A 24,779-nucleotide genomic window follows, 5' to 3' on the forward strand; every position below is an offset into this window, starting at 1 on the left:
CCGAGAGGTCCGCCGGCCAGGCGGTGTCCGGGTTACTTCTCCCAGCCGACCGAGGTGATGACGGTGTCCGCGAGGCTGCCGGCGCCGAAGTTGGCGAGGCCCTTGCGGACGGCGACGATGCTGGGGCGCTGGTACAGCTCGACTGTGTGGGCGAGTTCCCAGATCCGGACGTCGGCCTGGTTGTACAGGTCGGCCGCCTGGGCCGGGTCGAGGGTGGCGGCGGCCTTGCGGAGCAGGGAGTCGATCTCGGGGGTGCTCAGCTTGGAGTAGTTGCCGAAGACGTTGTCGCCCTGCGGCGCCCGGTAGATCGGGACGGTCCGCGACAGCGGGAAGGAGCCGGTGTTGCGCCAGCTGGCGAGGTCGAACCGGCCCTGGTTGATGTACTTGGAGAAGTACTCCTTGCTGGGCACCTTGTCGACGGACAGCTTGACCCCGACCTGCTGGAGCATGCTCTGCACGGCCGCCGCGAGGTCGGACTGGGCCTGCGTGGAGCCGTCGCTCATCACGTAGTGGAGCTCCAGCGGCCGGCCGTCCTTGCTCCGCGTGCCGCCGGAGTCCTTCCACCCGGCCTCGTCCAGCAGCTTCCCGGCGGTGGCCGGGTCGTACTTCACCCAGTCCCCGGCGTTGGCCCGGTAGCCGTTCTGGTTGGTCATGAACAGGTGGTTGTCCAGCGGCTTGAACTCCACCGGCACACCCTTGTTGACGATCTTGATCAGCGAGGCGCGGTCGAGCGCCCGCCCGAGGGCCTGACGGACCTTCTGGTCGGCCAGGGCGCCGTTGCCGCCGAAGGAGATGTGCACCTCGTCCCAGGGCGTGCCGGTGCGGATCGCGGCGTCCTTGGCGTCCTTGAGCTGCCCGTAGGCGGTGGCGGTGCCGGCCGAGGCGTAGTCCACCTCGTTGTTGAGGAAGGCCTGGGTGATGGCGGCGGAGTCCATCACGCGGTAGGTGATCCGCTCCAGCTTGGGCTTCGGGCCCCACCAGCCGGGGTTGGGCTCGAGGGTGATGGTCTGGGCGGTCTTGTCCGCGTTGGCGATCCTGAACGGCCCGCCGTAGACCGGCACCTTCTCGATCCAGCCCTCGTTGAAGGCCTGCGGCGTGGCGATCCCGGCGGCCGGGAGCAGCGGGTTGAACAGGCTCTGCCAGTCGGCGTACGGCTCGGCGAAGGTGACCTTGACCTCGTCGGGGCCGGCGCCCTGTTCGACGCTCGATATCTGCTCGTAGCCCGAGGAGTCCGCGAGGTTGTAGGCCGGGTTCTTGCCGTTGGAGGCCTGCCAGACCGCCTTGAAGTCCTCGGCGCCGAGCCGCTTGCCGTCCGACCAGGCGGCCTTGGGGTTGAGCCGGTAGGTGACCACCTGCGGCGAGGTGGAGGTGACCTCGGCGGAGGCGAGGTACTCGGGCACCGGGTGGTAGACGCCCTTGGCGTCCGAGCGGAACAGCTTCGCCTCGACGTATCCCATGATCTCGACCGCGTCGCCGTACGTGCCGTCGACCTGGTACGGGTTCCACTGGGTGATCCACTGCTGGAGCGGCTGGCGCAGCTCGCCGCCGTCGCGGAGCCGCTCCAGCGGCTGGGGGTTGTTGTCCTCGGCGCCCACGGTCGGCACCACCGTCTTCGCCGCTCCGTCGGCCGCTCCGTCGGCCGGGCTGCTGCAGGCCGTGGCGGCCAGGGCCACGGCGATCGCGGCGGCTGCGGCGCGGCCGAGTCTGCGGGTGGCGAGCGATGCGTCCATCACGGGTGTCCTCGGGGTCTCGAAGAGTCGACGGCCGCCAGGTGTGGCGGCACTTGAACGTGGGCAGCCAAGTCGGTGCCGACGGGCCGAACGTAACAGCCCATCACTTCAGCCACCAGGGGTCGATGCGCAGAACTGATCGAAAGGAAACGCGGCGCAACGCCGCCGCAACATCCCGTCCGTACCCGTCTGATCGACTGTGACCAGGGCGTTCGACCGACCGTCGGAACGGCCCTCCGCAGCACCCCCTGGACGGCCGACCGGCCGTGCCGTACAACTGCTGCGCGAAGCTGCGTCAAAACCCCTCCGAACGAAGGCATATGACCATGTTGGACAGGCGTGCGCACCACCCGGGCGGTAGACCGTGATCCGGTACCTGGCGAAACGGCTCGGCTACTACGCCGTCCTCCTGACCGCCGCGGTCTTCCTCGCCTACGCGCTCTCCTGCGCCGCCCTCGGCCCGCGCGCATACTTCGAGGCCAAGCAGCCCCGCCCCTCCGCGGCCGCCGTCGACCGGCAGCTCACCGCGCTCAACATCAACGACCGCACCCCGGTCGTCGAACGCTTCGCCACCTGGGCCGGCGGCCTGCTCCGCCACGCCGACCTCGGCCGCACCATCCACAACACCCCGGTGAACGAGGAGTTCGGCCGCCGCATCTGGGTCTCCCTGCGCCTGCTGCTGGTCGGCAGCCTGCTCGGCATGCTGCTCGGCGTCGCCGGCGGCGCCTGGAGCGCCGTCCGGCAGTACCGCCTCTCCGACCGCGCGCTGACCGTCTTCTCCTTCGTCCTGCTCTCCACCCCGGTCTTCCTCGTCGCCCTGCTGCTCAAGAACGGCGCCATCGCCGCCAAGGACGCCGCCGGCCACGAGGTGATCCCCTTCACCGGCTACGAGACCCCCAACCTCGCCGGCGGCCTGGGCACCCACCTCGCCGACTGGGGCCTGCACCTGCTGCTGCCGACCCTCTCCCTCGCCCTCGGCGGCCTCGCCACCTACAGCCGCTACCAGCGCTCCACCATGCTCGACGTGCTCGGCTCCGACTACCTGCGCACCGCCGAGGCCAAGGGCCTCACCCGAGGCCGCGCCCTGGTCAAGCACGGCCTGCGGACCGCCGTCATCCCGATGTCGACGATGTTCGCCTACAGCTTCCTCGGAATCTTCACCGGCGCCGCCTTCACCGAGACCATCTTCGGCTGGCACGGCATGGGGGAGTGGTTCATCCAGGCCGTCAACGAACAGGACATCAACGCCGTGGTCGCCGTCAACCTGTTCGCCGCCGTGGCCGTGCTCGCCGCCGGCTTCCTCGCCGACGTCCTGCACGCCGCGCTCGACCCCCGGGTCAGGTACTGATGGCCACCTCCGCACTCCCCGAGACCGCCACCGCCGCCGGCCCGGCCGACCGGCCCGCACCCGTCGGACGGCTGCGCCTGGTCGCGGGCCGCCTGGCCGCCTCCCGCGGCGCACTGGTGGGCGCCGTCGTCCTACTGCTGCTCTTCCTGCTCGCCTTCCTCGGCCCCCACCTGACGCCCTGGGACTACGCCACCCCCAACTACGGCGAGATCCGCAGACCGCCCTCCGCCGAGCACTGGTTCGGCACCAACGGCATCGGCCAGGACGTCTTCGCGCAGACCGTCCGCGGCCTCCAGAAGTCGCTCGTCATCGGCCTGCTCGTGGCGGTGCTCTCCACCGGGCTCGCCTCCCTGGTCGGCGCCTGTGCAGGCTACTTCGGCGGCTGGACCGACCGGCTGCTGATGTTCCTGGTCGACCTGATGCTGATCTTCCCCGCCTTCCTGGTCGTCGCGATCGTCTCGCCCCGGCTCCGCGGCACCGGCTGGCTCGCCTTCGTCCTGCTGCTCGCCCTCTTCAACTGGATGATCACCGCCCGGGTCGTCCGCTCCATGACCCGCTCGCTGCGTGAACGCGAATTCGTCGCCGCCGCACGGTTCATGGGGGTGCGGCCGCTGCGCATCATCTGGCGGCACATCCTGCCGAACGTCTCCTCCTTCCTCATCATCGACGCCACCATCGCCGTCGGCGGCGCCGTCATGAGCGAGGCCGCCCTCTCCTACTTCGGCTTCGGCGTACGCGCCCCCGACGTCTCCCTCGGCACCCTGCTCGCCGCCGGCACCGCCGACGCCCCCGTCTTCCCGTGGCTGTTCTACTTCGCCGCCGCCCTGCTGGTGCTGTTCGTCCTCGCCGTCAACCTCCTCGGCGACGGCCTGCGCGACGCCCTCGACCCCACCTCCGAGCCCGGCCGCCGCCGCGCCCGACCCCGCCGAACGAACCGACCCCGCCCGACGAACCGGGCCCCCCGAACGCACCGGAGCACCCCGTGACCCCCGCCCTCCTCACCGTCCGGGACCTCACCGTCGACTTCGGCACCGGCCCCGCCGTCCGCGGCATCGACCTCGACCTGCACCGCGGCGAAACCCTCGGCATCGTCGGCGAGTCCGGCTCCGGCAAGTCCGTCACCGCCCTCGCCGTCCTCGGCCTGCTGCCCGGCACCGCCCGCGTCGAAGGCTCCGTCCGCCTCGACGGACGCGAACTCCTCGGCCTCCCCGCCCGCGAACTCGCCGCGATCCGCGGCCGCCGGATCGCCATGGTCTTCCAGGACCCGCTCTCCGCCTTCACCCCCGTCTACCGGATCGGCGACCAGATCGCCGAAGCCGTCCGCATCCACCAGCCGCTCGACCGCGCCGCCGCCCGCAGACGCGCCGCCGACCTGCTCGACCTCGTCGGCATCCCCGCCCCCGGCCGCGCCCTCGACAGCTTCCCGCACGAGTTCTCCGGCGGCATGCGGCAGCGCGCCATGATCGCCATGGCGATCGCCAACGACCCGGACATCATCCTCGCCGACGAACCCACCACCGCCCTCGACGTCACCATCCAGGCCCAGGTCCTCGACGTGCTGCGCACCGCCCGCCGGGAGACCGGCGCCGCCCTCGTCCTGGTCAGCCACGACCTCGGCGTGATCGCCGGCAGCGCCGACCGGGTCGCCGTCATGTACGCCGGACGGATCGCCGAAACCGCCCCTGTCGACGACCTGTTCGCCCGCCCCCACCACCCCTACACCCTCGGCCTGATCGGCGCCGTCCCCCGCCTCGACGGCCGCGGCGGACCACTCGTCCCCATCCCCGGCCGACCGCCCCTGCCCGGCGGGAGCGGCCCCGGCTGCCCCTTCGCCCCCCGCTGCCCGCTCGCCCAGGACGACTGCCGCACCGCCGAACCACCCCTCACCGCCACCACCCCCGGCGACGGCCACCTCGCCGCCTGCCTGCGCGCCGCAGAACTCGCCGAACGCCGCCCGGCCCCCGCCGAGGTCTACCCCGTCCCCGACCTCCCCGCCCCCCGCCGTCCCGACCTGCCGCGCGCCGAACGGGAGACCGTCCTCGGCGTCACCGGCCTCACCAAGACCTTCCCCCGACTCAAGGGCGCCGTCCTCAAACGCAGGATCGGCGAGATCCACGCCGTCGACGGCGTCGACCTCGACATCCGCCGCGGCGAGACCCTCGGCCTGGTCGGCGAGTCCGGCTCCGGCAAATCCACCACCCTCTACGAACTGCTGCGCCTCGCCCGGCCGCAGGGCGGCCGGATCGAACTCCTCGGCCACGACACCGCCGGCCTCGACCGCGCCGCCGCCCACCGGCTCCGCGCCCGCGTGCAGATCGTCTTCCAGGACCCCGCCGCCGGCCTCGACCCCCGCATGCCGATCGGCGACGTCATCGCCGAACCCCTCCTCGCCCAGCGCACCCCGCGCGCCGAGATCGCCCGCCGGATACCCGACCTGCTGCGCCAGGTCGGGCTCGAGCCCGCCCACGCCGACCGCTACCCCCACCAGTTCTCCGGCGGCCAGCGGCAGCGGATCTCCATCGCCCGCGCCCTCGCCGTGCAGCCCGACCTCCTGGTGCTCGACGAACCCGTCTCCGCCCTGGACGTCTCCGTCCAGGCCGGCGTGCTCAACCTGCTCCGGCAGCTCAAGGCCGAACTCGGCCTCGCCTACCTCTTCGTCTCCCACGACCTCTCGGTGATCCGGCACCTCGCCGACCGGGTGAGCGTCATGTACCTCGGCCGCACGGTCGAGGCCGGCGCCGTCGACGAGGTCTTCGAACGGCCCCGGCACCCCTACACCCGCGCCCTGCTCTCCGCCGTCCCGCTGCCCGACCCGGCCGCCGAACGCAGCCGCACCAAGGTGCTGCTGGCCGGCGACCCGCCCTCGCCCACCGTCCGCCACCAGGGCTGCCGCTTCCGCACCCGCTGCCCCGTCTACGCGGCCCTCGACACCGACCGGCGCACCCGCTGCGAACAGGACGACCCGACCCCCACCGAGGCCGCACCCGGCCTGGACCACACCGCCGCCTGCCACCACCCGCACACAGCCCTGCGGGCAAACCCGTAGGTGCCCCCCCGCGCCCCTACGGGCTCGCCCGCGCCGTCGAGCGGTGACCACCCGGTCGGCGCCCGCCGACCACCCCTGACCAAGATGCCCGTTTTAGCCTGAGATGCCCCGCCCAATGACGGGCGGGCCGCCCACCAGGCAACCGGAGGTGTCACGTGGGGGTACCCGCGGCGCGCATCGTGTTCGACGAGGCCGACCGTGCGGCGGTCGCCGCCGCGGCCGAGGAGATCCTCGCCACCGGCGCACTGACCCTCGGCCCGTGGACCGAACGGTTCGAACAGGCCTTCGCCGCCGAACACGCGGCGGCCCACGCCGTCGCCGTGTCCAGCGGCACGGCGGCCCTGGAGATCCTGCTCCGCACCGTCGGCGTCCGCGGCCGCGACGTCGTCGTCCCCGCCGTCACCTTCTACGCCACCGCCGGAGCCGTCCTGCACGCCGGCGGCACCCCGGTGTTCGCGGACGTCGACCCCGCCACCTTCGCCCTCGGCCCCGCCACGCTCGAGGCCGCCCTCACCCCGGACACCGCCGCCGTCGTCCTCGTCCACGTCGGCGGGCTGATCACCCCCGACGTCGACGCCCTGCGCACCCTCTGCGACACCCGCGGCATCCCCCTGATCGAGGACGCCGCCCACGCGCACGGCAGCAGCCACGACGGCCGCGCAGCCGGCACCTTCGGCCTCGGCGCCGCCTTCTCCTTCTACCCGACGAAGGTCGTCACCAGCGGCGAGGGCGGCATGGTCCTCACCGCGTCCGCCGAGGTCCGCGACGAGGCCCGCATCTACCGCGACCAGGGCAAGGGCAGCTTCGGCGCCAACCACCACGTCCGCGAGGGGTACGCCTGGCGGCTCAGCGAACTGAACGCCGCCGTCGGCACGATCCACCTCCGCCGGCTCAAGGAGTTCGTCGAGGCCCGCCGCGAGGTCGCCCGCCGCTACGACGACGCGCTCGCCGGCATCGAAGGCCTGCAACCCCTGCCCGAGCCCCCCGGCTGCCGCAGCAACATCTACAAGTACATCGCCCTGCTGCCCCCGGGCAGCGACCGCGCCCGCTTCAAGCGCGAGGTGTACGACGGCTTCGGCGTCCGCCTCGCCGGCGAGGTGTACGACCTCCCGCTGCACCGGCAGCCCGTCCTCGGCCCCTACCAGGGCCCGCCGCTGCCCGCCGCCGAGGACGTGTGCGCCCGCCACGTCTGCCTCCCCGTGCACTCCGACATGACCGAGGACGAGATCGCCCGGGTGATCGAGGCCGTCACCGCCGTCCACCGCCGACTCGCCGCGCGATGACCCGCCGGACCAAGGAGAACGCACCATGCGCGTAGCCGTCACCGGAGGCTGCGGATTCATCGGCTCCCACGTCGTCGACCGGCTGCTCGCCGCCGGCCACGAGGTCCTCGCCGTCGACACCACCGACCGGTACCTCAACCCGGCCGCCGACCACGCACACCTCGACATCCTCGACCTGCCGGCCCTCACCTCCGCCCTGCACGGCACCGAGGTCGTCTTCCACCTCGCCGCCGTCGCCGACGTCGAAGAGGTCGCGGCCGACCCCGTCCGCGCCGTCCGCGTCAACATCGACGGCACCGCCACCGTCCTCGAGGCCGCCCGGCAGGCCGGACTCAGCCGCACCGTCCTCGCCAGCACCGTCTGGGTGTACGGCGCCGCCCAGACCGACCCCGGCCCCGACCGCGGCGAACTCGACGAACACTTCCCCGTCGACCTCGAACGCAGCGGCCACCTCTACGTCGCCGGCAAACTCGCCGCCGAAATGCTCGTCCACAGCTACCGCGAGCTCTACGGACAGCACTTCACCGTCCTCCGCTACGGCATCCCCTACGGCCCCCGGATGCGCGACGAACTCGTCGTCGCCCGCTTCGTCCGGGCCGCCCTCGGCCACCGGCCCATCACCATCGCCGGCGACGGCCGTCAGACCCGCAACTTCGTCTACGTCGAGGACCTCGCCGACGCCCACGTCCACGCACTGTCCCCGGCCGCCCAGGACCAGACCTTCGCCCTCGAAGGCCCCACCGCCGTCTCCGTCCGGCAGATCGCCGACACCGTCGACCACCTGCTCGGACCGGTCACCATCGAACACACCCAGGCCCGAACCGCCGACTACACCTCCCGCCGGATCTCGGCCGCCCGCGCCAAACGCCTCCTCGGCTGGACCCCGCAGACCGGCTTCGCCGAAGGCGTTCGCCGCTACATCGACTGGCACCTCGCCCGGCCCGACCCCGGCCCCGGCCCCACGCCGCCCACCGGCCGCACCACCCGCTGACCCCGGCCCCGAGCACCCCGTGCCCACCGCACTGCTGATCTCCGGGTCGATCGGCCAGGGCCACGACGTCATGGCCGAAGCGTGCGCCGACACCCTCCGCGCCCGCGGCTGGCACACCGCCACCGTCGACGCCATGGCCCTGCTCGGCCCCAACGCCGGCCGGGCCGGCGAAGCCGTCTTCCGCCGCATGCACGACGTACCCGGCCTCTACGACGCCTTCCACTTCGCCGCCCTGCGCCCCGGCGCCCGGCTCGCCCTGCTCGCCGACAGCGCCGCCCGCACCCGGCTCACCCACCAGGTCCGGCTGCTGCTCGACCGGCACCGGCCCGACCTCGTCGTCTCCGTCTTCGCCACCGCCACCTCCGCCGTCAACCGGGCCCGCACCGGACGGCCCGGCCTGCGCCACTTCGTCTTCTGCACCGATGTCACCCCGCACCGGCTCTGGGTCCAGGACGGCACCGACCTCTTCCTGGTCACCTCCGAGGTCGCCGCCTGCGCCGTCCGCCGCTACCGGCCCGACGCACCGGTCGCGGTCGTCCCCCCGCCGCTGCGCAAGCCCTTCTACCGGCCACCCGCCCGGCCCGCCGCCCGCGCCGAACTCGGCGTTCCCGCCGACGCCCCATGCGTCCTCCTGATCTCCGGCTCCTGGGGCCTCGGCCCGCTCGCCCGCACCGCCACCGCCCTCGCCGCCGCCGGCCCGCACGTCCTCGCCGTCGCCGGCCGCAACCACAGCCTCGAACAGCGGCTGCGCGCCGCCCAGGCCCGCCAGCCCCGCCTGCACGCCTTCGGCTGGACCGATCGCATCCCCGCCCTCATGACCGCCGCCGACCTCGTCGTCACCAGCTCCGGCGACACCTGCAGCGAGGCCCGCGCCCTCGGCCGCCGCCTGCTGCTCCTCGACACCGTCCAGGGCCACGGCCGGGACAACCTCCAGCACGAACTCGAACTCGGCCACGCGGACGTCACCTCCGCCCGCCCCCGAGAGGTCGCCCGCAACGCCCTGGCCGCCCTCACCCGCCCGGGCCCGCCCCCGTCCCCGAGCGCCACCCCGGCCGCCTGGCAGACCGCCTTCACCGCAGCCCTGGCTCGCGTCGGCCTCGACGGCCGGGAAGACCTTCAGGGCTGAGGGACGACCAGTAGGGGCGCGGGGAACTGCGCAATTCGGATGCGAGTGCCTCTGTGTACGGGGGCCGGCCCTTGGTTCGTGCAGTGACCCGCATCCCAATCGCGCAGTTCCCCGCGCCCCTACGGCTTCAGGTGGTGGTCCCGCAGGGGGCCGAGGGTCAGCCCGAGCTCGGTGCAGTGGTCCGCGATCCGTGGAAGGGCGCCGAGTGCGGCGTGCCATGAGCCGGGGGCGGAGGTGCAGTCCGAGTCGTGCAGCAGCACGGCCGCCCCGCCCCGGAGGCCCCCTTCCAGGGTGCGGTACACGGAGTCGGGCGAGGCCCGTGCCGTCCAGTCCCGGCCGCAGGCCGTCCACAGCACCGTGCGCAGCCGCAGCCGGTGTGCGGCTGCCGCCAGGCCGGAACTCAGCACCCCGTACGGCGGCCGGTACCAGGCCGGGCTCTCCCCGCAGACCTCGGCGACGGCGGACGCGGTGGCCCGCAGCTCCGCGAGGTCCCGGCCGGGCCGCGGGTACCACGGGCGCCGGTGGTGCCAGCCGTGCACCGCGACCTCGTGCCCGCGCAGGACGAGTTCGCGTCCGAGCGCGGGCGAGCGCTCCAGCATCGACCCGAGGACGAAGAAGGTCGCCCGCACCCCGAGCGCGTCCAGGGCATCCAGGAAGGCGGGCGTGCTCCGCGGGTCCGGCCCGTCGTCGAAGGTCAGCGCGACGTGCCCGGCAGCGCCGTGGCCGGCCGTGCGCCGCGCAGCCACCCGACCCACCGCGGGCACCCGGGTCACGGCAGGCGCCAGGTGCAGCACCTCCACGCCCGCGGCGCCCACCGCCGCCCAACGCGCCACCCGAGCCGGTCCGCTCATGCGAAGCGGTCCGCGAGCCGCCGGAACACCCCCGGTGCGATGCCGTGCAGCCGGGCCGGCAGCGCCAGCCAGTGGGGGGCGAACTCGCGCTGCCGCCGGCCGGTGATCGTCCGGGCGATGCTGTCCGCGATCCGCTCGGGCGGCACCGGGCGGGGCCGGGAGCGGTGGAAGGGCGTGCCGCGGCGGGCGAAGAACGGGGTGTCCACGGCCCCGGGCAGGATGATCCGCACGCCGACGCCGGTGCCGCGCAGCTCGTACCAGAGGCTCTCGGCGAACAGCGAGAGCCCGCCCTTGACGGCTGCGTACGCCGCCTCGCCGCCCACCCCGACCTGGCCGGCCATCGACCCGATCAGGACGATCCGGCCCCGCCCGCGCTCGACCATTCCGGGCAGCAGGGCCCGGGACAGCTGCAACGGCGCCGCCAGGTCCACGGTGACCATCTCGTCCAGGACCTCGGGCGGCATGGTGGTGAACGGCCCGCGCCAGCCGATGCCGGCGCAGGCCACCAGGGCGTCCACCCGGCCGGCGGCGGCCAGGGCGCGATCGGCGAGCCGCCGGGGCCCGTCGTGGCCGCGCAGGTCCTGGGCCAGGGCGATGCCGCCGGTGCGTTCGGCGACGGAATGCAGCCGGCGGGCGTCCGTGCCGGACAGCAGCAGGGACCAGCCCATCGCGTGCAGCCGGACGGCGGTGGCGGCGCCGATCCCGGAGGACGCCCCGGTGATCAGGGCCACCGGCGCGACCGGCCGGCCGACCTGTCCGCCGTCGCCGACGGAGGCTGCCGTCGTCGTCCGGGGCACGGTGCTGTCGTCGATGCTCACCAGCGGTCACCTGTCTGCGGTGCGGGGACGGAGTGGTCTGCGGGCGGTTCCGCGGTGCGGGGGAGGGAGCCGTCCGGCCGCGGCCCCGAGCCGTCCGGCGGCGCCCCGATCGGCGCCTCGATCTCGCCGAACCGGGCCAGGACGAAGGTGCCGCCCACCGCGGCGACGAAGCCGACCAGGGCCGCCCAGCCGGTACCCGGCCGAGCCTGGTCGCCGAGGACGACGACGCCGACCAGCGCCGGGCCGAAGGTCTCCGCCACCGTGCCGGCCGCGGTCGCCGCCGTCACGCTGCCGCGTTGCAGGGCCAGCGCGAAGGCCAGGTAGCCGCCGAGCCCGCCCAGCGCGAGCGCGTACGCCGCCGGGTCGGTGAGCAGCGCACCGACGCTCGACACGTCCAGGACGCGCACCGCCAGACTGGTGATCCCGAACAGCGCCCCGCTGAGCACGCCCAGCGCAGCCGCGGCGGCATTGCCCCGGCGAGCGGCCGGCAGCGCGGTGAGCAGCAGCAGGACGGCGGCCGAAGCGAGCAGCGCGCAATGGAAGAGCGGCCCGGCATGGTCGCGGCCCTCCCGGCCGGAGACGAGCGCGAGCAGGACGAGCCCCGCGACGACGGCGGCGATGCCGGCCAGGTCGCTGCGGCGCAGCCGGGCGCCCAGCAGCCACACCGCGGCCCCCGCGGTCACCGCCAGACCCGCATTGGTCACCGCCTGCACCAGGAACAGCGGCAGCGTGCGCAGGGCGACGACGCTCAGCGCGAACCCGGCGATGTCCAGGCCGGTGCCCAGCAGGAACGGCCCCGACCGGACGAGGTGGGCGACCAATCCGGCCCGGATGCGGTCCGCCGCCGGCGCGGCCCGTGCGCCCCGGGCCTGGAACACACAGGCGAAGCCGAAGCAGACGGCCGCCGCGAGCGCGGTGGCGAGTCCCAGAAGCATCGGTGCTCCCCACATCGCCGGGGCCGCCCTGCGCGGGCCGGGACCACGACGGACCCGGGTGCACCGAACGGCCGAACCGCCCGCCCACTACGACGGGATCGTCCACCCCCAGTCTGTGCCAGCCCCTGCCGTCGCGCCCCTTCGCCCACGGCCGGGTACGACGCGCCCGGGCCGCTGTGCCACGATCACGGGCAGCACGGCACACCGCCTGGTGCGCCGTGTCCGACAAGGAGGAGAACCGATGCCGCTCCCCTCGGAACCGCTGCGCAAGCTCGGCTTCCTGACCATCGGTCTGTTCGACCGTGCCGACCCCCGCCCGGGGCACGAGGCCACCTTGGCGCTGTTCGAACTGGGGGAACGGCTGGGCTTCGACAGCGCCTGGGTGCGGCACCGCCATCTCCAGTACGGCATCTCCTCGCCGGTGGCCGTGCTGGCGGCGGCCTCGCAGCGCACCCGGCGGATCGAGCTGGGCACCGCGGTGACACCGATGGGCTGGGAGAACCCGCTGCGGCTGGCCGAGGACCTGGCGACCGTGGACGTCCTGTCGGGCGGTCGGCTCAACCCCGGCGTCAGCGCCGGCCTGCCGATGCACTGGGACGGGGTGAAGGACGCGCTGTACCCGCACGCCGCGGGGGCCGAGGACTTCGGCCACGGCAGGGTGCGGCGGCTGCTCGACTTCGTGCGGGGCGAGGCTGCCTCCGACTTCGTCGGCACCGAGGGCATCGAGGAGTTCTCCGACCGCGTCCAGCCGCACGCCCAGGGCCTGGCCGCCCGCATGTGGTACGGCGCCGGCAGCCTGGGCTCCGCCCGGTGGGCGGGGGAGAACGGGATGAACCTGCTCACCAGCAGCGTGGTGAAGGCCGAGCAGGGCGAGGACTTCGCCGAGGTCCAGCGCTCGCACATCCGGGCCTTCCGCGAGGTGCACCCCGAGGGCGGACGCGCCCGGGTCTCCCAGGGCCTGGTCGTCATCCCCACCGACAGCGCCACACCCGCACAGCGCGCCCGGTACGAGGAGTACGCCCGCTCCCGGCTGCCCCGCACCACCGCGCCCCAGGGGCCGGCCCGCCTGCTGTTCGCCCCGGACCTGGTCGGCAGCTCGGCGGAGATCGCCGAGCGACTCCATGCCCACGCCGGCTTCCGGGAGGTCGACGAGGTCGCCTTCGCACTGCCGTTCACCTTCGGCCACGACGACCACGTCCAGATCCTCACCGACATCGCCACCCGCCTCGGCCCCGCCCTCGGCTGGAAGCCGGCCGGCTGAACCGGGCCGGAGCAGGCGCTGTGGTCAGCGGCCGGCCGGGGCGTCCGCCACACCGGACTCCGGTACGACCGGTCCCGTCCAGAACTTGGCGAGGGCGCCCTCCTTGAACGGGGCCGGGCTGACGCTCAGCTCCCCGGCGAACGGCCGGTCCAGCACGAGCACCAGCAGCAGGCTGAACCCGATCAGCGCCGCCACCGAGCCGACGAACAGCAACTGGATGCGCCGGCTGCGGATGCCGTACAGGAACGTCAGCGGCAGGATCACCACCGCACCGCCGTACACCAGCACCTGCAGCAGGACCGGCAGTTGCTGGCTGCTCTGGGTGATTCGGGCCCGGCGCTGGCCCGCCACGTCGCCGAGGCTGTCCACCGCCTCGTCGTAGAACGTCTGCTCCGAGTGGGAGGACGGCTGGTAGCCCTGCAGCGACCGGTAGACCGCCTCCAGCTTGACGGCGGTGCGGTTGTAGTCGCCTTGCCCGTCCCGCATCAGCGGCCACTGCTGCTCGACCACCGCGTGCACGTACCCGTCGACCGCCCGGTCCACGGCGTCGCGCTGCGCGGGCGGGAAGGCCTGCGCGTCCCTGACGATCTGTGCAGCGGCGGTGGCCTCGGCGGCGACCACGTTCTCCGCGTTCTCCAACTGCGTCCACAGCGTCACGATCACGAAGGCCAGGATCACCCCGTAGATCGCGCCGAACATGCTGAGCACCACGCCGACCATCTCGTTGTGGTCGCCGCTGGCGGTCTGCGGGTAGCGCCGCCGGGTCAGCGCACTGCCGAGCACGGCGACCACCACGATGCCGCCCACCACGACCACGGCCAACGTGAACGTCGACAGGTTGTTGAGCAGCCAGACCTCCACCGTCAGACTCCCACGGCGGCCGGCCGAACGGCGGCGGTGGGGCGGACACGCGGGGCGACCGCGACGACGGGGCAGCACACTGTTCGCACGCGGCGAGCGTAGCCGCCGCACAGGCCCGAAACCCGCCGTGACGTCGTCAATCACCCACGCGGGGAACGAACCGGCGGCAGGTTGACCTTGCCGCGGTCCGTGGCGCCGCGGGCCGGCGAAAAGCGTTGGCCCCTGCCCGCCGGGCCCGCCATACTCGCGTGCCGGTGCGGACGAGGGGGAGAGTGCATGGATGTGTTCGCGTGCCGGAGCTGCGAAGCCGAACTGACCGCTCCCGTGTCGCGGGTCGCGTTCCCCGTGTACGGCCGCAACTCCCACGGCAACGGCCATGCCGTGCCGGTGCTGTTGGAATCCGGCACCTACGCCGTCGACCCCGAGCCCTTCGGACCGCCGTGGCGGAAGTGGAACGACATCGACGAGAGCGAGGCGGAGGCCCGCGGGGTGTACGCCCCCGTCCGTTCCTTGTCCTTCGGAACGCCCGGCCCGGTCTTCCTGGCCCCGGGCGACGTCCACGGCACCGTCCTCATCCCCGAACGCAACGAAGGACTCTGCTGCGGCCTCGACGGCACGGACGGCCCCAACCTCGCCTGCGCCCGCTGCGGACACCCGGTGGCGACCCGCGTCGACGACTGCTGCCTCTGGCAGCTGACCTGGCTCGAACCGAGCGCCGTCCGCCGCGTCCCCGCCGGCCCCGCCCGCCCGATCAAGGACTGGCAGGACCTGGCGGCCGAACGCCGCAGCACACCGCCGGTCGAGGCCAACGGCGGATGGAGCCCCCGCTGGGAGGCGGCGGCCGCGGTGACGCTGGCCCACCCGGTCGCCGCATCGGGCGGTTCACCGGTCAGCGTGCCCGACGGCCCGTCGCCGAGACCTTCCGCCGGCACCTCGACCACCTGCTGCCTCCCGGCCCGCCCGCCAAGCACGCGATCCTGGCCGGACCTGGACTGCCCACCCACGGCCCCGTACCGGACATTGCCCTGGTCCCGCAGCACCCGCAGACCGGCGAGCCGTGGGAGCCACCCTCCGGCACCACCGCAGTCCCGCTCGCCGCGGACGTCTGGATGCACCTCGCCTTCCACGACGAACGCCGGCTCGTCCCCGCCTCCGGCACTCTCCCGCACGGCGTCGAACGCGACGACCCGCTGCCCCCGTACCCCGCGCGGCGCCTGTGGCCCGTCCACTCGGTCTTCCTCCACACCCTGGCCCGACTCCCCGCCGTCCGCCAACCCTGGCTGCGCGCCGTCCACGACGGCGGCCCGGCGCTGTTCCACCCCCGCCGAGAGCCGGCGCAGCCGTCGGATAGGTTGCCGGGATGACTGACACGGACCCGCTGGTGCCCGCCCTTGCCGGGCTGGTCGTCGACTGCGTCCGGTTCCTCGACACCTGCGGGGACGACGAGGTCGACCCCGACTCCGCGGTGAAGATGACGGAGAGTGTGGCCTGGGCGCTCCAACGGCTGCCGGAGGACCAACTCGACCGGTTCCTGACTGCGCTCGCGGACCTGGCCCGGGCCGAGCCGGATCCGCAGCGGCGGGAATTCCTGGAATCGTTCCCGGCCGCCTGCGGACTGGTCGAAGAAGGCTGAGCGCCGAGGTCGAGGGCCGGGGTCGCTGTCCGTCCCCGAGGTGGTGGCCGCCTCCGAACGCACTGCGTCGGTTCTGCGGGCCCGCGTCCACGACATGGGGTGCTCCGGGGCGGCAACGCTCTCGGCATGAACCCGTGGGGTCGACCGGCCAGTGGGGATCACGCCCGGCCGGTCACGACGATCGCCGTCTCGGCCAGGAAGAAGCGCCCCTGGTCCGCAGCGAGCCGAACTGCGTCGTGCCAGGTCTCGACCTCCTCCACGGACACCCGACCTCGCCCCTTCGAGGCGGCGCCGGTCAGTGCATGCCGGATGTGCTCGATCCGCCTGGCGGCGTGGCCGCTGAGCTCGGTCGAGCTGGTCACCCACGGGTGGACGCGTTCCAGCAGCAGTGGCGAGGCCTTCACCAAGCCCGGCAGTTTCCGGCCGATCCTGCCGTCCGCGTGCTCCATCCAGGGCTGCCGGTCGTCGGTGAAGGCGTGGCAGATCCGCCGGTCCAGCTCCCGACGAACACCTGAAATCACAAGGGAGTCGAAGTCGACGTGTGCCACCACCGCCCGGCCACCGGGCTTGAGGACGCGGGCGGCCTCCGCGAGGAGCGCAGCCGGATCCGGCAGGCACTCGAGGACGTTGTAGGACACCACGGCGTCAACGCTGTTGTCCGGCAGCGGGAGCCGGTCGGCCAGGTCCGCCACCTCGACCTCGGCGCCGCCCCTGTGGCCCGCCAACAGGGCACGGGACGCCTCGACACCGGCCGCCGACCGGTCGAAGCCGATCAGACGGACACCGGGCAGCCGACGCGCGAAGGCCGCCAGGGTGGGTCCGCTTCCGCAGCCCAGATCGGCGACGCACCCGCCGGGGCGCACCGCAGCCGCATCCACCAGGTGATCGTGGATCGGTTCGTCGGCCTCCGACACTCGGCCTCCCTTTCCGCCCCGCAACGATCCCGGGGTGCCTGAATCCTCCGCGGCCGCCGGTGACAGCGCCGACCACCACCTCAGACTGCCCGAAGCGGGCGCAGGGCTCACTTCCGCAGTGGCCGGATCCCGCAGGGGTCGGCGCGGTCGTGCCGTCGCTCGAGCTCTCCGGACGCGTTCGGAGCTCCTGACGCTCGGGCAGTTGCTGTGGGCGCAGGCGGGAAGCTGTGATCTCGCGGAAGACCGGCGCCCCTCTCCCTACGAGAGGTCGTTGTCGTGGAGGAGTCGGTCCTGAGGATCCAGGGAGGGCGGAAGGCCCTCGATCTCCTCGCCGACAACATCGAGGACTTCGCATCCGCAGCGGACGCGCGTCATCGGATACCTCCGTGGATACCCCCGGCTTTAGCCGGGGGAGGAAACGGAACTCCTGCGGAGCAGGGCAAGAGGCTGCGATTCGCCGCAAGGCGGACCGCAGTGCCCTGACCTGGAGATTTGGCCTTTACCAAGGGTCGCACTAGTTTGTGAGCATGACGGCCACTCACGTGAAGCGGGCTTTCAAGTTCCGCTTCTACCCGACTGATGCGCAGGCAGCCGAGCTGTCGCGCACCTTCGGGTGCGTGAGGCTCGTGTACAACAAGGCGCTGGCCGCCCGCACGGAGGCGTGGACGATGCGCCAGGAGCGGGTGAACTACAACGCCACGTCGGCGATGCTGACCGAGTGGAAGAAGACCGAGGAGCTGGCGTTCCTCACGGAGGTCTCCTCCGTGCCGTTGCAGCAGGCCCTTCGGCACCTGCAGGGGGCGTTCTCCAACTTCTGGACCAAGCGGGCGAAATACCCGACGTTCAAGTCGAAGAAAAAGTCCCGCAAGTCCGCCGAGTACACCACCAGCGCGTTCCGATACCGGGATGGCAAGCTCACCCTGGCCAAGATGACGGATCCGCTGGACATCATGTGGTCCAGGCCGCTCCCGGAGGGTCGGTCGCCGTCCACGGTGACCTTGTCTCAGGACGCAGCCGGCCGGTGGTTCGTCTCCCTGCTGTGCGACGACCGCCCGTCGATGCCCGCACCCGCCAATGCGGCGGTCGGCATCGACGCCGGGATCACAAGCCTGGTGACGCTCTCCACCGGAGAGAAGATCACCAACCCGAAGCACGAACGCGCCGACCGCGAGCGTCTGGCCAGGGCCCAGAGCGAACTCGCCCGCAAGGCCAAGGGCTCGAACAACCGGGCGAAGGCCCGCAGGAAGGTCGCCCGCGTCCACGCGAAGATCGCCGACCGGCGACGGGACTTCCTGCACAAGCTCACCACCCGACTCGTCCGCGAAAACCAAACGGTCGTGATCGAGGACCTGACGGTCCGCAACATGCTCAAGAACCACACACTCGCCCGAGCCATCTCGGACGCGAGCTGGAGCGAGCTGCGGACCATGCTGGAGTACAAATGCGCGTGGTACGGCCGCGAGCTGATCACCGTCGACCGGTGGTTCCCCAGCTCCAGGCTGTGCTCGGCCTGCGGAGTGATCCGCGACAAGATGCCGCTGAACGTCCGCGGGTGGGAGTGCGGCTGCGGTGCGGTCCACGACCGGGACGTGAACGCGGCGCGCAACATCCTGGCCGCCGGACTGGCGGCAGCAGCCTGTGGAGACGGTGTAAGACCTCAACGGAGCACTCCGGGCGGGCGGGCGTCGGTGAAGCAGGAAGTAGTCCCACCGCCGCGCACCCGCGCAGCGGCTCAGCCGCGAGGCTGAGGGGAATCCCCCTCCTTCAGGAGGGGGAGGAAGTCAACACTGCCACGTCGACTCCGCGACGTACGACTACATCGCGCCGGAGTCGGACTCGCTGGTGATCGCATTCATGAGGTACGCGGGAAGCCTTCGCCCGTACCGCGATTGAGGCCTCGGGATTCGGTGCATGAGAGCGGTCGAGGGCCTGGTCGGGTTGCCGGTCGGCCTCGGGTGGGCCGGCGGCCCACGATGCCGATCGTCGCCCGGCCGGCAGTGGGCCCAGGGCGTCCGTGACGATGAACCGCTTGCGGCCCTTCACCTTCTCGCCCGCGTCGAAGCCCGGGACCCGGCGGGGACCGTGTCGGCCGTGCGCACGGACTGCGAGTCGATCAACCTTGCGCTCGCCGCCGGCAGCGGCGGCTCCACCAACGCCCACTGCCCATCCGTCAGATCCCGAAGGCGGCCTCAGAGAGGTCTATACCAGAATGCTTGACGGTGGCCTGACACATCCATAGCCTCAACTCGCAGTAGTGACAGGGAATTTGACCAACCAATGGGAGTGATTGCCCAGTGGCACCCCACCGCCCTGGCCCAGGCCCACGAGCGAACAAGCTGAAGCGCCGGCGATTCGCGCTCGCCGCCACCGCCCTCGCGCTGTTCGGGACGGCAGTCGCGCTGCCGACCTCCAGTCCCGCCGCCACGACCGAACCGATCAGCCGGAGCGCGGCGGCCCCCACCGCCTTCGCCCACCCGGGCGTCCTGCTCGGCAGGGCTCAGCTGGACCTGATCCGCACCCGGGTGAACGGCGGTGTGGAACCGCAGAAGAGCGCCTGGTCGCAGATGATGGCCAGCTCGTACGCGTCACCGTCCTACACGCCCCACCCCCGGGCCGACGTGGGCTGCGGCCCGTCGTCGATCCCGGACAACGGGTGCAGCGACGAGCGGCAGGACGCCATTGCCGCCTACACCGACGCCCTCGCCTGGTACGTGACCGGCAACAGCAGCTACGCCAAGAAGGCGATCCAGATCATGGACGCCTGGTCGGGAACCATCACCAAGCACACCAACTCCAACGCGCCGCTGCAGACCGGCTGGGCCGGAACCGTCTGGTCGCAGAGTGCCGAGATCGTCAAGTACACCTACGGCGGCGGCTGGCCGAACTCCTCCCGGTTCGATTCCATGCTGCGCAACGTCTACCTCCCCGTCGTCATCCAGGGCGCTCCCGACAAGAACGGCAACTGGGAGCTGATCATGATGGACGCCGCGATCGGCATCTCCGTCCACCTCGACGACGCCGCGAACTACGACAAGGCCATGAACATCTTCCTCGGCCGCGTCCCCGCGTACGTCTACGACACCACCGGCGGGAGCACGCCGGCGTACCCGCCGCGGTCCAGCGTGAACACCCGGAGCAAGCTGACCAAGTACTGGTCCGGGCAGAGCACGTTCGTCAACGGCATCGCCCAGGAGACCTGCCGCGACTTCGGCCACACGGGCTGGGGCCTGGACGCCATCGCGCACGTCGCCGAGACGGCCGGCATCCAGGGCACAGACCTGTGGTCGCAGCTGGCGAACCGGATGCGATACGCCTTCGACTTCCACGCCCAGTACGAGAACGGCGCCTCCGTCCCGTCCTGGCTGTGCGGCGGAAGCGTGCACCTCGGCCTGGGCCCGACGACCGAAATCGGATACAACGCGCTTCACAACCGGCTCGGGATCGGCATGGCCGACACCCGGAAATACACCCTCGCCCACCGGCCGCAGGGCACCGACGGCCACTGGATCGCCTGGGAGACACTCACCCACGGAGACAGCGGCACACGGGCCTCCAACGGCTTCTCACTCGCGGCTTCGCCGAAATCCGGCGGGGTGAGTGCCGGCTCCTCGGCGACCACGACCGTCTCCACAGCGGTGACCTCGGGCTCGGCGGAGTCGGTGGCGCTGTCGGCATCCGGCCTGCCGTCAGGCGCGACCGCGTCGTTCAACCCGCCCTCGGTCACCTCCGGCGGCAGCAGCACCCTGACGATCACCACCGGCTCGTCGACCCCGGCCGGGACGTACATGGTCACCGTCACCGGCAAGGCAACGTCCGGAAGCCGCACCGCGAGCTACACGCTCACGGTGTCGGCGGCCTCCGGCGGTGGCTGCTCCCCCGTGTGGAGCGCAGCCGCGCCCTACGTTCCCGGTAACAAGGTCTCCTACGGCGGCCACAACTACTCCGCGCTGTACTGGAGCACGGGCGTCACCCCCGGCTCGGGCGCCGCTTGGAACATCTGGCAGGACAACGGAGCCTGCTGACACAACCCGGCTCGGAGGCTTTGCCGTAGCGCTTTGACAGCGTCGACGCCCGAACGTCGGGCGCACACCGCCGACACACCGCTGAAGCCCTGGGGTCGTCCGGAGTGGGGCCGGACGGCCCAGGGCCTGATCCGCGTCGGCGGACCGATCGGTCGCGTTTCCCGTCGGCTCATGCGAGCCGGCCCGGGCGTCCTGGGGCGTCCGGGCCGGAGGTCGCGATCAGCGGACCCGGGGCCACCACGGTGCTGCAGTGGTCACGGGAGGCGTGCCCTCGGGGCGTACGAGGTGGCGCACCGTCACGTGCTACTCCTCCGGCCCCAGGCCTGGAGCAGGTCGAGGACGCGTCGGTCGCCGTCGATCTTCAGGGAGTCCGCCCTCGGTGGCGTGGTAGTCGACGGTGGCGGCCTTGTACGGCCAGGCACTCGTCGTGGTGCAGCAGGTGGCCAGGAACTCGTCGACACCGCCGAGTGCCGCCTCGTCCGGCAGCGGCTGCGGGTCACCCGCGGCGAACCGGGCGTCGTAGGTGTGCACCACGGCCTCCTGGACCTGGTGCCGGGCGACGGCCCCGGCGTTCTGCGGCGACGCGGAAACGCCCCACCACGTCCAGCAACCGCGGTCCGGGCCGGCCTCGCGCAGGGCGCTCAGCAGCAGCTCGGTCGACCCGGCCGACCAGGCCAGCAGCGCCTCGCGCTCCCGGAGCGCAGCCGGGCGTTCTCCGGAGCGGCCTCGGCCGGGCGGGCGTCGGCAGGTCCGGCGGCGACGATGGTGACCCAGCGGCGGTGCACCCCGCCCAGGTGCTGCGCCAGATCGAACAGCGTCCACTCGGGGCAGGTCGGCACGCGTACGTCGAGGTCGGGCGCGGAGGCGACCGCGGCGCGGAAGGCGGTCGAGCGTTCGTCGATCAGCTGCAGCAGAGCGGGGGAACTGAAGTTGCGTCGTCACGCCGACCGTCTATCGCCATGCCTCTGACAGCCGCATGCGATTATTCGCGGCCGACGTGGTGGCGGCCTGCCCGCCCGGGTGGCTCGTGGTCTGTAGTGCGGCGAGTACTGTCCCCTCCATGGCGCGCAAGGACGGTGGCCCGCGGCGGATGGTCGTCGGGGACGAGGTGTACCTGTGGTGGGTCCGTCACGACCACCAGGGGGATCCGGGGTACGTGCGCGGGTGCCGCAACGTGCTCTCCGTGCGACGCTCCGATGCCGCCGGCCGACTGGCGATCGCCTTCGCCGGTGGGTCCGGGCGGCTGGTGACGGACGGGTTCCTCCCGTCCGGCGCGGTCGCCACGGCGGACGGCCCGGTGCTGAACCTGCACGAGCCCGGCATCGCCCGCGCCCTCCTCGACGCGGCCCTCTCCGACGGCTGGGATCCGGATGCCCCGGTGGTCCGTGCGGTCGACGGCTGGCCGCTGTACGCCGCGGTCGTCGCCGGCCGAGGCCCATCGCCGGGGTCGGCCTGATCGCCGCCCGGGGCCGGCCCTGACCCGCGAAGAGCAGCGCTCCGGGCCCGTTCGGCACCGGAAGGCCCGGCCCGCACCACCCACGGTGCGGGCCGGGCCGTGGGCGGTGCGGGGCCGGCGGATCGGTCAGGCGGTGACCAGGGTCAGTCCGTACCGGGAGAGGATCTCGTTGACGGGCTGGAACCAGGTCTGGCCGCCGGAGGAGCAGTTGCCCCAGCCGCCCGACGTGACGCCCTGGGCCTGGTCGCCGGTGACGAAGGAGCCGCCGGAGTCGCCGGGTTCGGCGCACACGCTGGTGCGGGTCAGCTGGTAGACGGCGCCCTGGCTGTAGTTGACCGTCTCGTTGAGGCCGAGGACGGTGCCGCAGTGCCAGTGCGTGGTGGACCCGGAGCGGCACACCGAGGAGCCGACCGGAGCCTGCCAGGAGCCGCGGACGAGCACGTCGCTGACGGTGCCCCAGCCGAGGACGACCGGAACGGTCCACCAGCCGTTGCCGATGCGGATGTAGGAGTAGTCGTTGCCGGGGAAGGACGAGTCGACGAACGATCCCATCGCCGAACCGTCCCAGCCGACGACACTGCTGCCGGCCCAGCCGCAGTGCCCGGCGCTGACGAACCCGCCCTGCACCGCGAACCCGATGGAGCAGCGGGTGTTGCCGTTGATGTAGTACGGGTCGCCGCCGACCACGCCGGCCGAGAGGGTGCGCGGGGTCTGCTCCGAGGTCTCCTCGACGGTTACAGGCCCGGCCGCCCGGGCGGCCTCGAGGAACGCCTTCACCCGGCCGTCGTCGCGGGCGCGGGCCGAGACGGTGACGACCACCGCGTTGCGGCGCGGATCGACGCGCCAGCCGGTGACTGCGGCGGGGGCGGGTCGGTTTCTGCTCACCGTGTCGACGGCGGCCTTGGCCAGGTCGAGGGAGGCCTCCGTGCGGGCCACGGCTGCGGTTGCCGCGCCCGCGGCCCGTACGGCACCGGCGCGCGCGGGGTCGGTGAGCCCGACGACCAGACGGCCCTGGGTCGGGTCGAACCATGCGCCGCCGTAGGCCGGCCCGGCGAGTTCGCGGACCTGCGGCAGCAGCCGGGCCGCGACCGCCTCCTGGCCGAGACGTGTGCGGGCCTGGTCCTGCGTCAGGCCCAGGTCGCGCTGCAGCGCGCCGACCAGCGCGGGGTCGGGGGCGGCCTGCGCCACCGCCGGTGCCGGAGCGGTGTCGGGTGCGGCCGATGCGGTGGCAGGGCCGAAGCCCAGGGCGGTGAGGGCGAGAAGGGCGGGCAGTACCGCCCGTATGCCGTTGACGTGCCTCATTGCGTTGGTTCTCCTCGGATCGGGCAGGCAGGCGTGCCTGCATGGGGAGAGCGCTTTCAGAGGTGCTGGTCCAGACCGGTGTCATGAGCTTTACAGCGCTGTATGTTCACGTCAATGCTTTCAACATGCCTGGTTGGAAGCAGAGTTGATGCTCGCCGGTGGCGCCGGTGCTGCCCGGTGCCCGGTGGGTCGCGGCGGCGTCCGCTTTTCCGGTCGGGTGGGGCGCCATCCACCGGCCCGTGCCGCGGCCGATCGCCTGGGGCATTGCTGCAGTTCAGGGCAGTGAGACCGGCCGGGATTCGGGAGCGGTTCCTCGTGAACGCGCTCTCGGGGCGAAGGCCCAGGGCCGAGGCGCCCACTCGGGCGGACCGGGGCAGGGATGCGTCAAGGCCGCAGCAGGCGCTCGACGACCTCGGTCGCGGACTCGTCGGTGTCGGCGTCCTCTGCGGCACACCGTGCGTCGAATGCCGCATCCCGCGCTCTCGCCAGGACGGCGGTGTCGCGGTTCGGGTCGAGGAACGACGACCGGCCGGGTGACAGGTGCATCAGCGCCGTCTCGTCGCTCCAGTCGGCGGTGACCGCCACGAGCCCGCTGTCGTCCTCGGCCATGAAGCCGGCCATGCCCCGAAGGGCCGTGAAAGCCCAGATCAGCGAGGGGAGTCGGAAGTCGACCCGGCAGTCGAAGTCCACCGTGAGCGAGCCGGTCGCCTCGTCGAAGCGGATCGCCGGTCCGCCGTCCCCGTCGAGGCCGCACAGTAGGCCGGCGTAGTCGCCGTCGATCCAGCCGTCGCACTCGGCGACGGCGCCGGCCAGCTCCCGACGGTACCGGCGTCGCGTGTCGCCGTCGCTCCAGGGTTCGCAGAGGCCGGCCCAGTCCTGTTCCGTCCAGGCGGACGCGGGTGCGACCGGTGCCCGCAGATATGCCTGCAGGCGCGGCTTGGTGATGGCCATCGCCGCCGTGACTATGACGTACCGTGACATTCTGCTCTTCCGTTGGTGATTCCTGCGCGCGCGTGCGACGACGTCTCGATTCTGCTAGAGGGTGAAACTCGGCGCGCCCGCCGCCCCCGGCTGCCTGCACGAACCGACCGGCCGCAGGAGCACACGGTCCGTTCGGGCGCACCGTCCGTTCGGGCGTACGGCGGGCGCGGCGCGCGGGCCGCCCCGGCGACCCTGCCCATGATGGCGGCGTCCCCGGAACG

The 24,779-nt window shown here is 72.8% G+C and carries 18 protein-coding genes and 4 pseudogenes; 12 read left to right on the forward strand and 10 right to left on the reverse strand.

From position 1 onward, the window contains the following. Window positions 1–32: 32 nt before the first annotated feature. Entirely contained in the window at window positions 33–1,730 is a 1,698-nt protein-coding gene (locus AB0M03_RS19955; protein WP_363492881.1) for an ABC transporter family substrate-binding protein, read from the reverse strand. A gap of 364 nt (window positions 1,731–2,094) precedes the next feature. Here AB0M03_RS19955 and AB0M03_RS19960 point away from each other — a divergent pair, with 364 nt between their 5' ends. The 6 genes from AB0M03_RS19960 (at window position 2,095) to AB0M03_RS19985 (ending at window position 9,524) form a co-directional block, all read left to right on the forward strand. After that, on the forward strand, window positions 2,095–3,078 hold the full coding sequence (locus AB0M03_RS19960) for an ABC transporter permease (protein WP_363492882.1): 984 nt from the start codon (window positions 2,095–2,097) through the stop codon (window positions 3,076–3,078). Further along, window positions 3,078–4,064, forward strand: a complete 987-nt coding sequence (locus tag AB0M03_RS19965; protein ID WP_363492883.1) for an ABC transporter permease — start codon at window positions 3,078–3,080, stop codon at window positions 4,062–4,064. The genes AB0M03_RS19960 and AB0M03_RS19965 overlap by 1 nt, the downstream gene beginning before the upstream one ends. Further along, a complete protein-coding gene (locus AB0M03_RS19970) occupies window positions 4,061–6,124 on the forward strand; it encodes an ABC transporter ATP-binding protein (RefSeq protein WP_363492884.1) in 2,064 nt (687 codons plus the stop codon). Before AB0M03_RS19965 ends, AB0M03_RS19970 begins: the two co-directional genes overlap by 4 nt. A gap of 155 nt (window positions 6,125–6,279) precedes the next feature. Then, the gene (locus tag AB0M03_RS19975) at window positions 6,280–7,407 is read left to right on the forward strand and encodes a DegT/DnrJ/EryC1/StrS family aminotransferase (RefSeq protein ID WP_363492885.1); all 1,128 of its coding nucleotides are present in this window, start codon (window positions 6,280–6,282) and stop codon (window positions 7,405–7,407) included. A 25-nt stretch (window positions 7,408–7,432) separates the two neighbouring features. Then, entirely contained in the window at window positions 7,433–8,398 is a 966-nt protein-coding gene (locus AB0M03_RS19980) for an NAD-dependent epimerase/dehydratase family protein (protein ID WP_363492886.1), read from the forward strand. Between the two features lie 19 nt (window positions 8,399–8,417). Beyond that, window positions 8,418–9,524: a hypothetical protein gene (locus tag AB0M03_RS19985; protein ID WP_363492887.1), complete on the forward strand. Its 1,107-nt coding sequence runs from the start codon at window positions 8,418–8,420 to the stop codon at window positions 9,522–9,524. 119 nt (window positions 9,525–9,643) lie between these two features. On the opposite strand, the gene AB0M03_RS19990 is transcribed toward AB0M03_RS19985, so the two are convergent. From AB0M03_RS19990 to AB0M03_RS20000, 3 genes are read right to left on the reverse strand one after another with little or no spacing between them, the layout of a single operon-like run. Beyond that, window positions 9,644–10,375 carry a polysaccharide deacetylase family protein gene (locus AB0M03_RS19990; RefSeq protein ID WP_363492888.1) on the reverse strand — a complete coding sequence of 244 codons (732 nt, stop codon included), beginning with the start codon at window positions 10,373–10,375 and terminating at the stop codon, window positions 9,644–9,646. Further along, window positions 10,372–11,193, reverse strand: a complete 822-nt coding sequence (locus AB0M03_RS19995) for an SDR family oxidoreductase (RefSeq protein WP_363492889.1) — start codon at window positions 11,191–11,193, stop codon at window positions 10,372–10,374. Before AB0M03_RS19995 ends, AB0M03_RS19990 begins: the two co-directional genes overlap by 4 nt. After that, entirely contained in the window at window positions 11,190–12,128 is a 939-nt protein-coding gene (locus tag AB0M03_RS20000) for a hypothetical protein (protein WP_363492890.1), read from the reverse strand. Before AB0M03_RS20000 ends, AB0M03_RS19995 begins: the two co-directional genes overlap by 4 nt. A gap of 241 nt (window positions 12,129–12,369) precedes the next feature. On the opposite strand from AB0M03_RS20000, the gene AB0M03_RS20005 reads away from it, so the two are divergent. Beyond that, window positions 12,370–13,389: an LLM class flavin-dependent oxidoreductase gene (locus AB0M03_RS20005; RefSeq protein ID WP_363492891.1), complete on the forward strand. Its 1,020-nt coding sequence runs from the start codon at window positions 12,370–12,372 to the stop codon at window positions 13,387–13,389. Between the two features lie 24 nt (window positions 13,390–13,413). Here AB0M03_RS20005 and AB0M03_RS20010 read toward each other — a convergent pair whose 3' ends face one another. After that, on the reverse strand, window positions 13,414–14,250 hold the full coding sequence (locus AB0M03_RS20010) for a hypothetical protein (RefSeq protein ID WP_363492892.1): 837 nt from the start codon (window positions 14,248–14,250) through the stop codon (window positions 13,414–13,416). A 276-nt stretch (window positions 14,251–14,526) separates the two neighbouring features. Between AB0M03_RS20010 and AB0M03_RS20015 the strand changes: the two are divergent. After that, window positions 14,527–15,614 (forward strand): annotated as a pseudogene (locus AB0M03_RS20015) (hypothetical protein). Then, window positions 15,611–15,883 (forward strand): hypothetical protein, encoded by a 273-nt coding sequence (locus AB0M03_RS20020; RefSeq protein ID WP_363492893.1) that lies wholly within the window; start codon window positions 15,611–15,613, stop codon window positions 15,881–15,883. The pseudogene AB0M03_RS20015 and the gene AB0M03_RS20020 overlap by 4 nt, the downstream one beginning before the upstream one ends. A 158-nt stretch (window positions 15,884–16,041) precedes the next feature. Here AB0M03_RS20020 and AB0M03_RS20025 read toward each other — a convergent pair whose 3' ends face one another. After that, window positions 16,042–16,797 carry a methyltransferase domain-containing protein gene (locus AB0M03_RS20025; RefSeq protein ID WP_363492894.1) on the reverse strand — a complete coding sequence of 252 codons (756 nt, stop codon included), beginning with the start codon at window positions 16,795–16,797 and terminating at the stop codon, window positions 16,042–16,044. Between the two features lie 527 nt (window positions 16,798–17,324). Here AB0M03_RS20025 and AB0M03_RS20030 point away from each other — a divergent pair. Then, window positions 17,325–18,545: an RNA-guided endonuclease TnpB family protein gene (locus tag AB0M03_RS20030; RefSeq protein ID WP_363492924.1), complete on the forward strand. Its 1,221-nt coding sequence runs from the start codon at window positions 17,325–17,327 to the stop codon at window positions 18,543–18,545. A gap of 241 nt (window positions 18,546–18,786) precedes the next feature. Here AB0M03_RS20030 and AB0M03_RS20035 read toward each other — a convergent pair. Beyond that, window positions 18,787–18,914, reverse strand: a pseudogene (locus AB0M03_RS20035) (IS5/IS1182 family transposase); the annotation flags it as partial. A 282-nt stretch (window positions 18,915–19,196) separates the two neighbouring features. On the opposite strand from AB0M03_RS20035, the pseudogene AB0M03_RS20040 reads away from it, so the two are divergent. Further along, window positions 19,197–20,336, forward strand: a pseudogene (locus AB0M03_RS20040) (alginate lyase family protein); the annotation flags it as partial. 855 nt (window positions 20,337–21,191) lie between these two features. On the opposite strand, the pseudogene AB0M03_RS20045 reads toward AB0M03_RS20040, so the two are convergent. Continuing rightward, window positions 21,192–21,733: pseudogene (locus AB0M03_RS20045) on the reverse strand (maleylpyruvate isomerase N-terminal domain-containing protein); the annotation flags it as partial. A 146-nt stretch (window positions 21,734–21,879) separates the two neighbouring features. Between AB0M03_RS20045 and AB0M03_RS20050 the strand changes: the two are divergent. Then, entirely contained in the window at window positions 21,880–22,275 is a 396-nt protein-coding gene (locus AB0M03_RS20050; RefSeq protein WP_363492895.1) for a hypothetical protein, read from the forward strand. Between the two features lie 126 nt (window positions 22,276–22,401). Here the strand turns inward: AB0M03_RS20050 and AB0M03_RS20055 are convergent, their stop codons facing one another. Together AB0M03_RS20055 and AB0M03_RS20060 are read right to left on the reverse strand one after the other, a co-directional pair. After that, window positions 22,402–23,577: a S1 family peptidase gene (locus AB0M03_RS20055; protein ID WP_363492896.1), complete on the reverse strand. Its 1,176-nt coding sequence runs from the start codon at window positions 23,575–23,577 to the stop codon at window positions 22,402–22,404. A 384-nt stretch (window positions 23,578–23,961) separates the two neighbouring features. Further along, window positions 23,962–24,558: a hypothetical protein gene (locus AB0M03_RS20060; protein WP_363492897.1), complete on the reverse strand. Its 597-nt coding sequence runs from the start codon at window positions 24,556–24,558 to the stop codon at window positions 23,962–23,964. Window positions 24,559–24,779 lie beyond the last annotated feature (221 nt).

Source organism: Kitasatospora sp. NPDC051914, from assembly GCF_040680995.1.
Lineage (GTDB): Bacteria > Actinomycetota > Actinomycetes > Streptomycetales > Streptomycetaceae > Kitasatospora.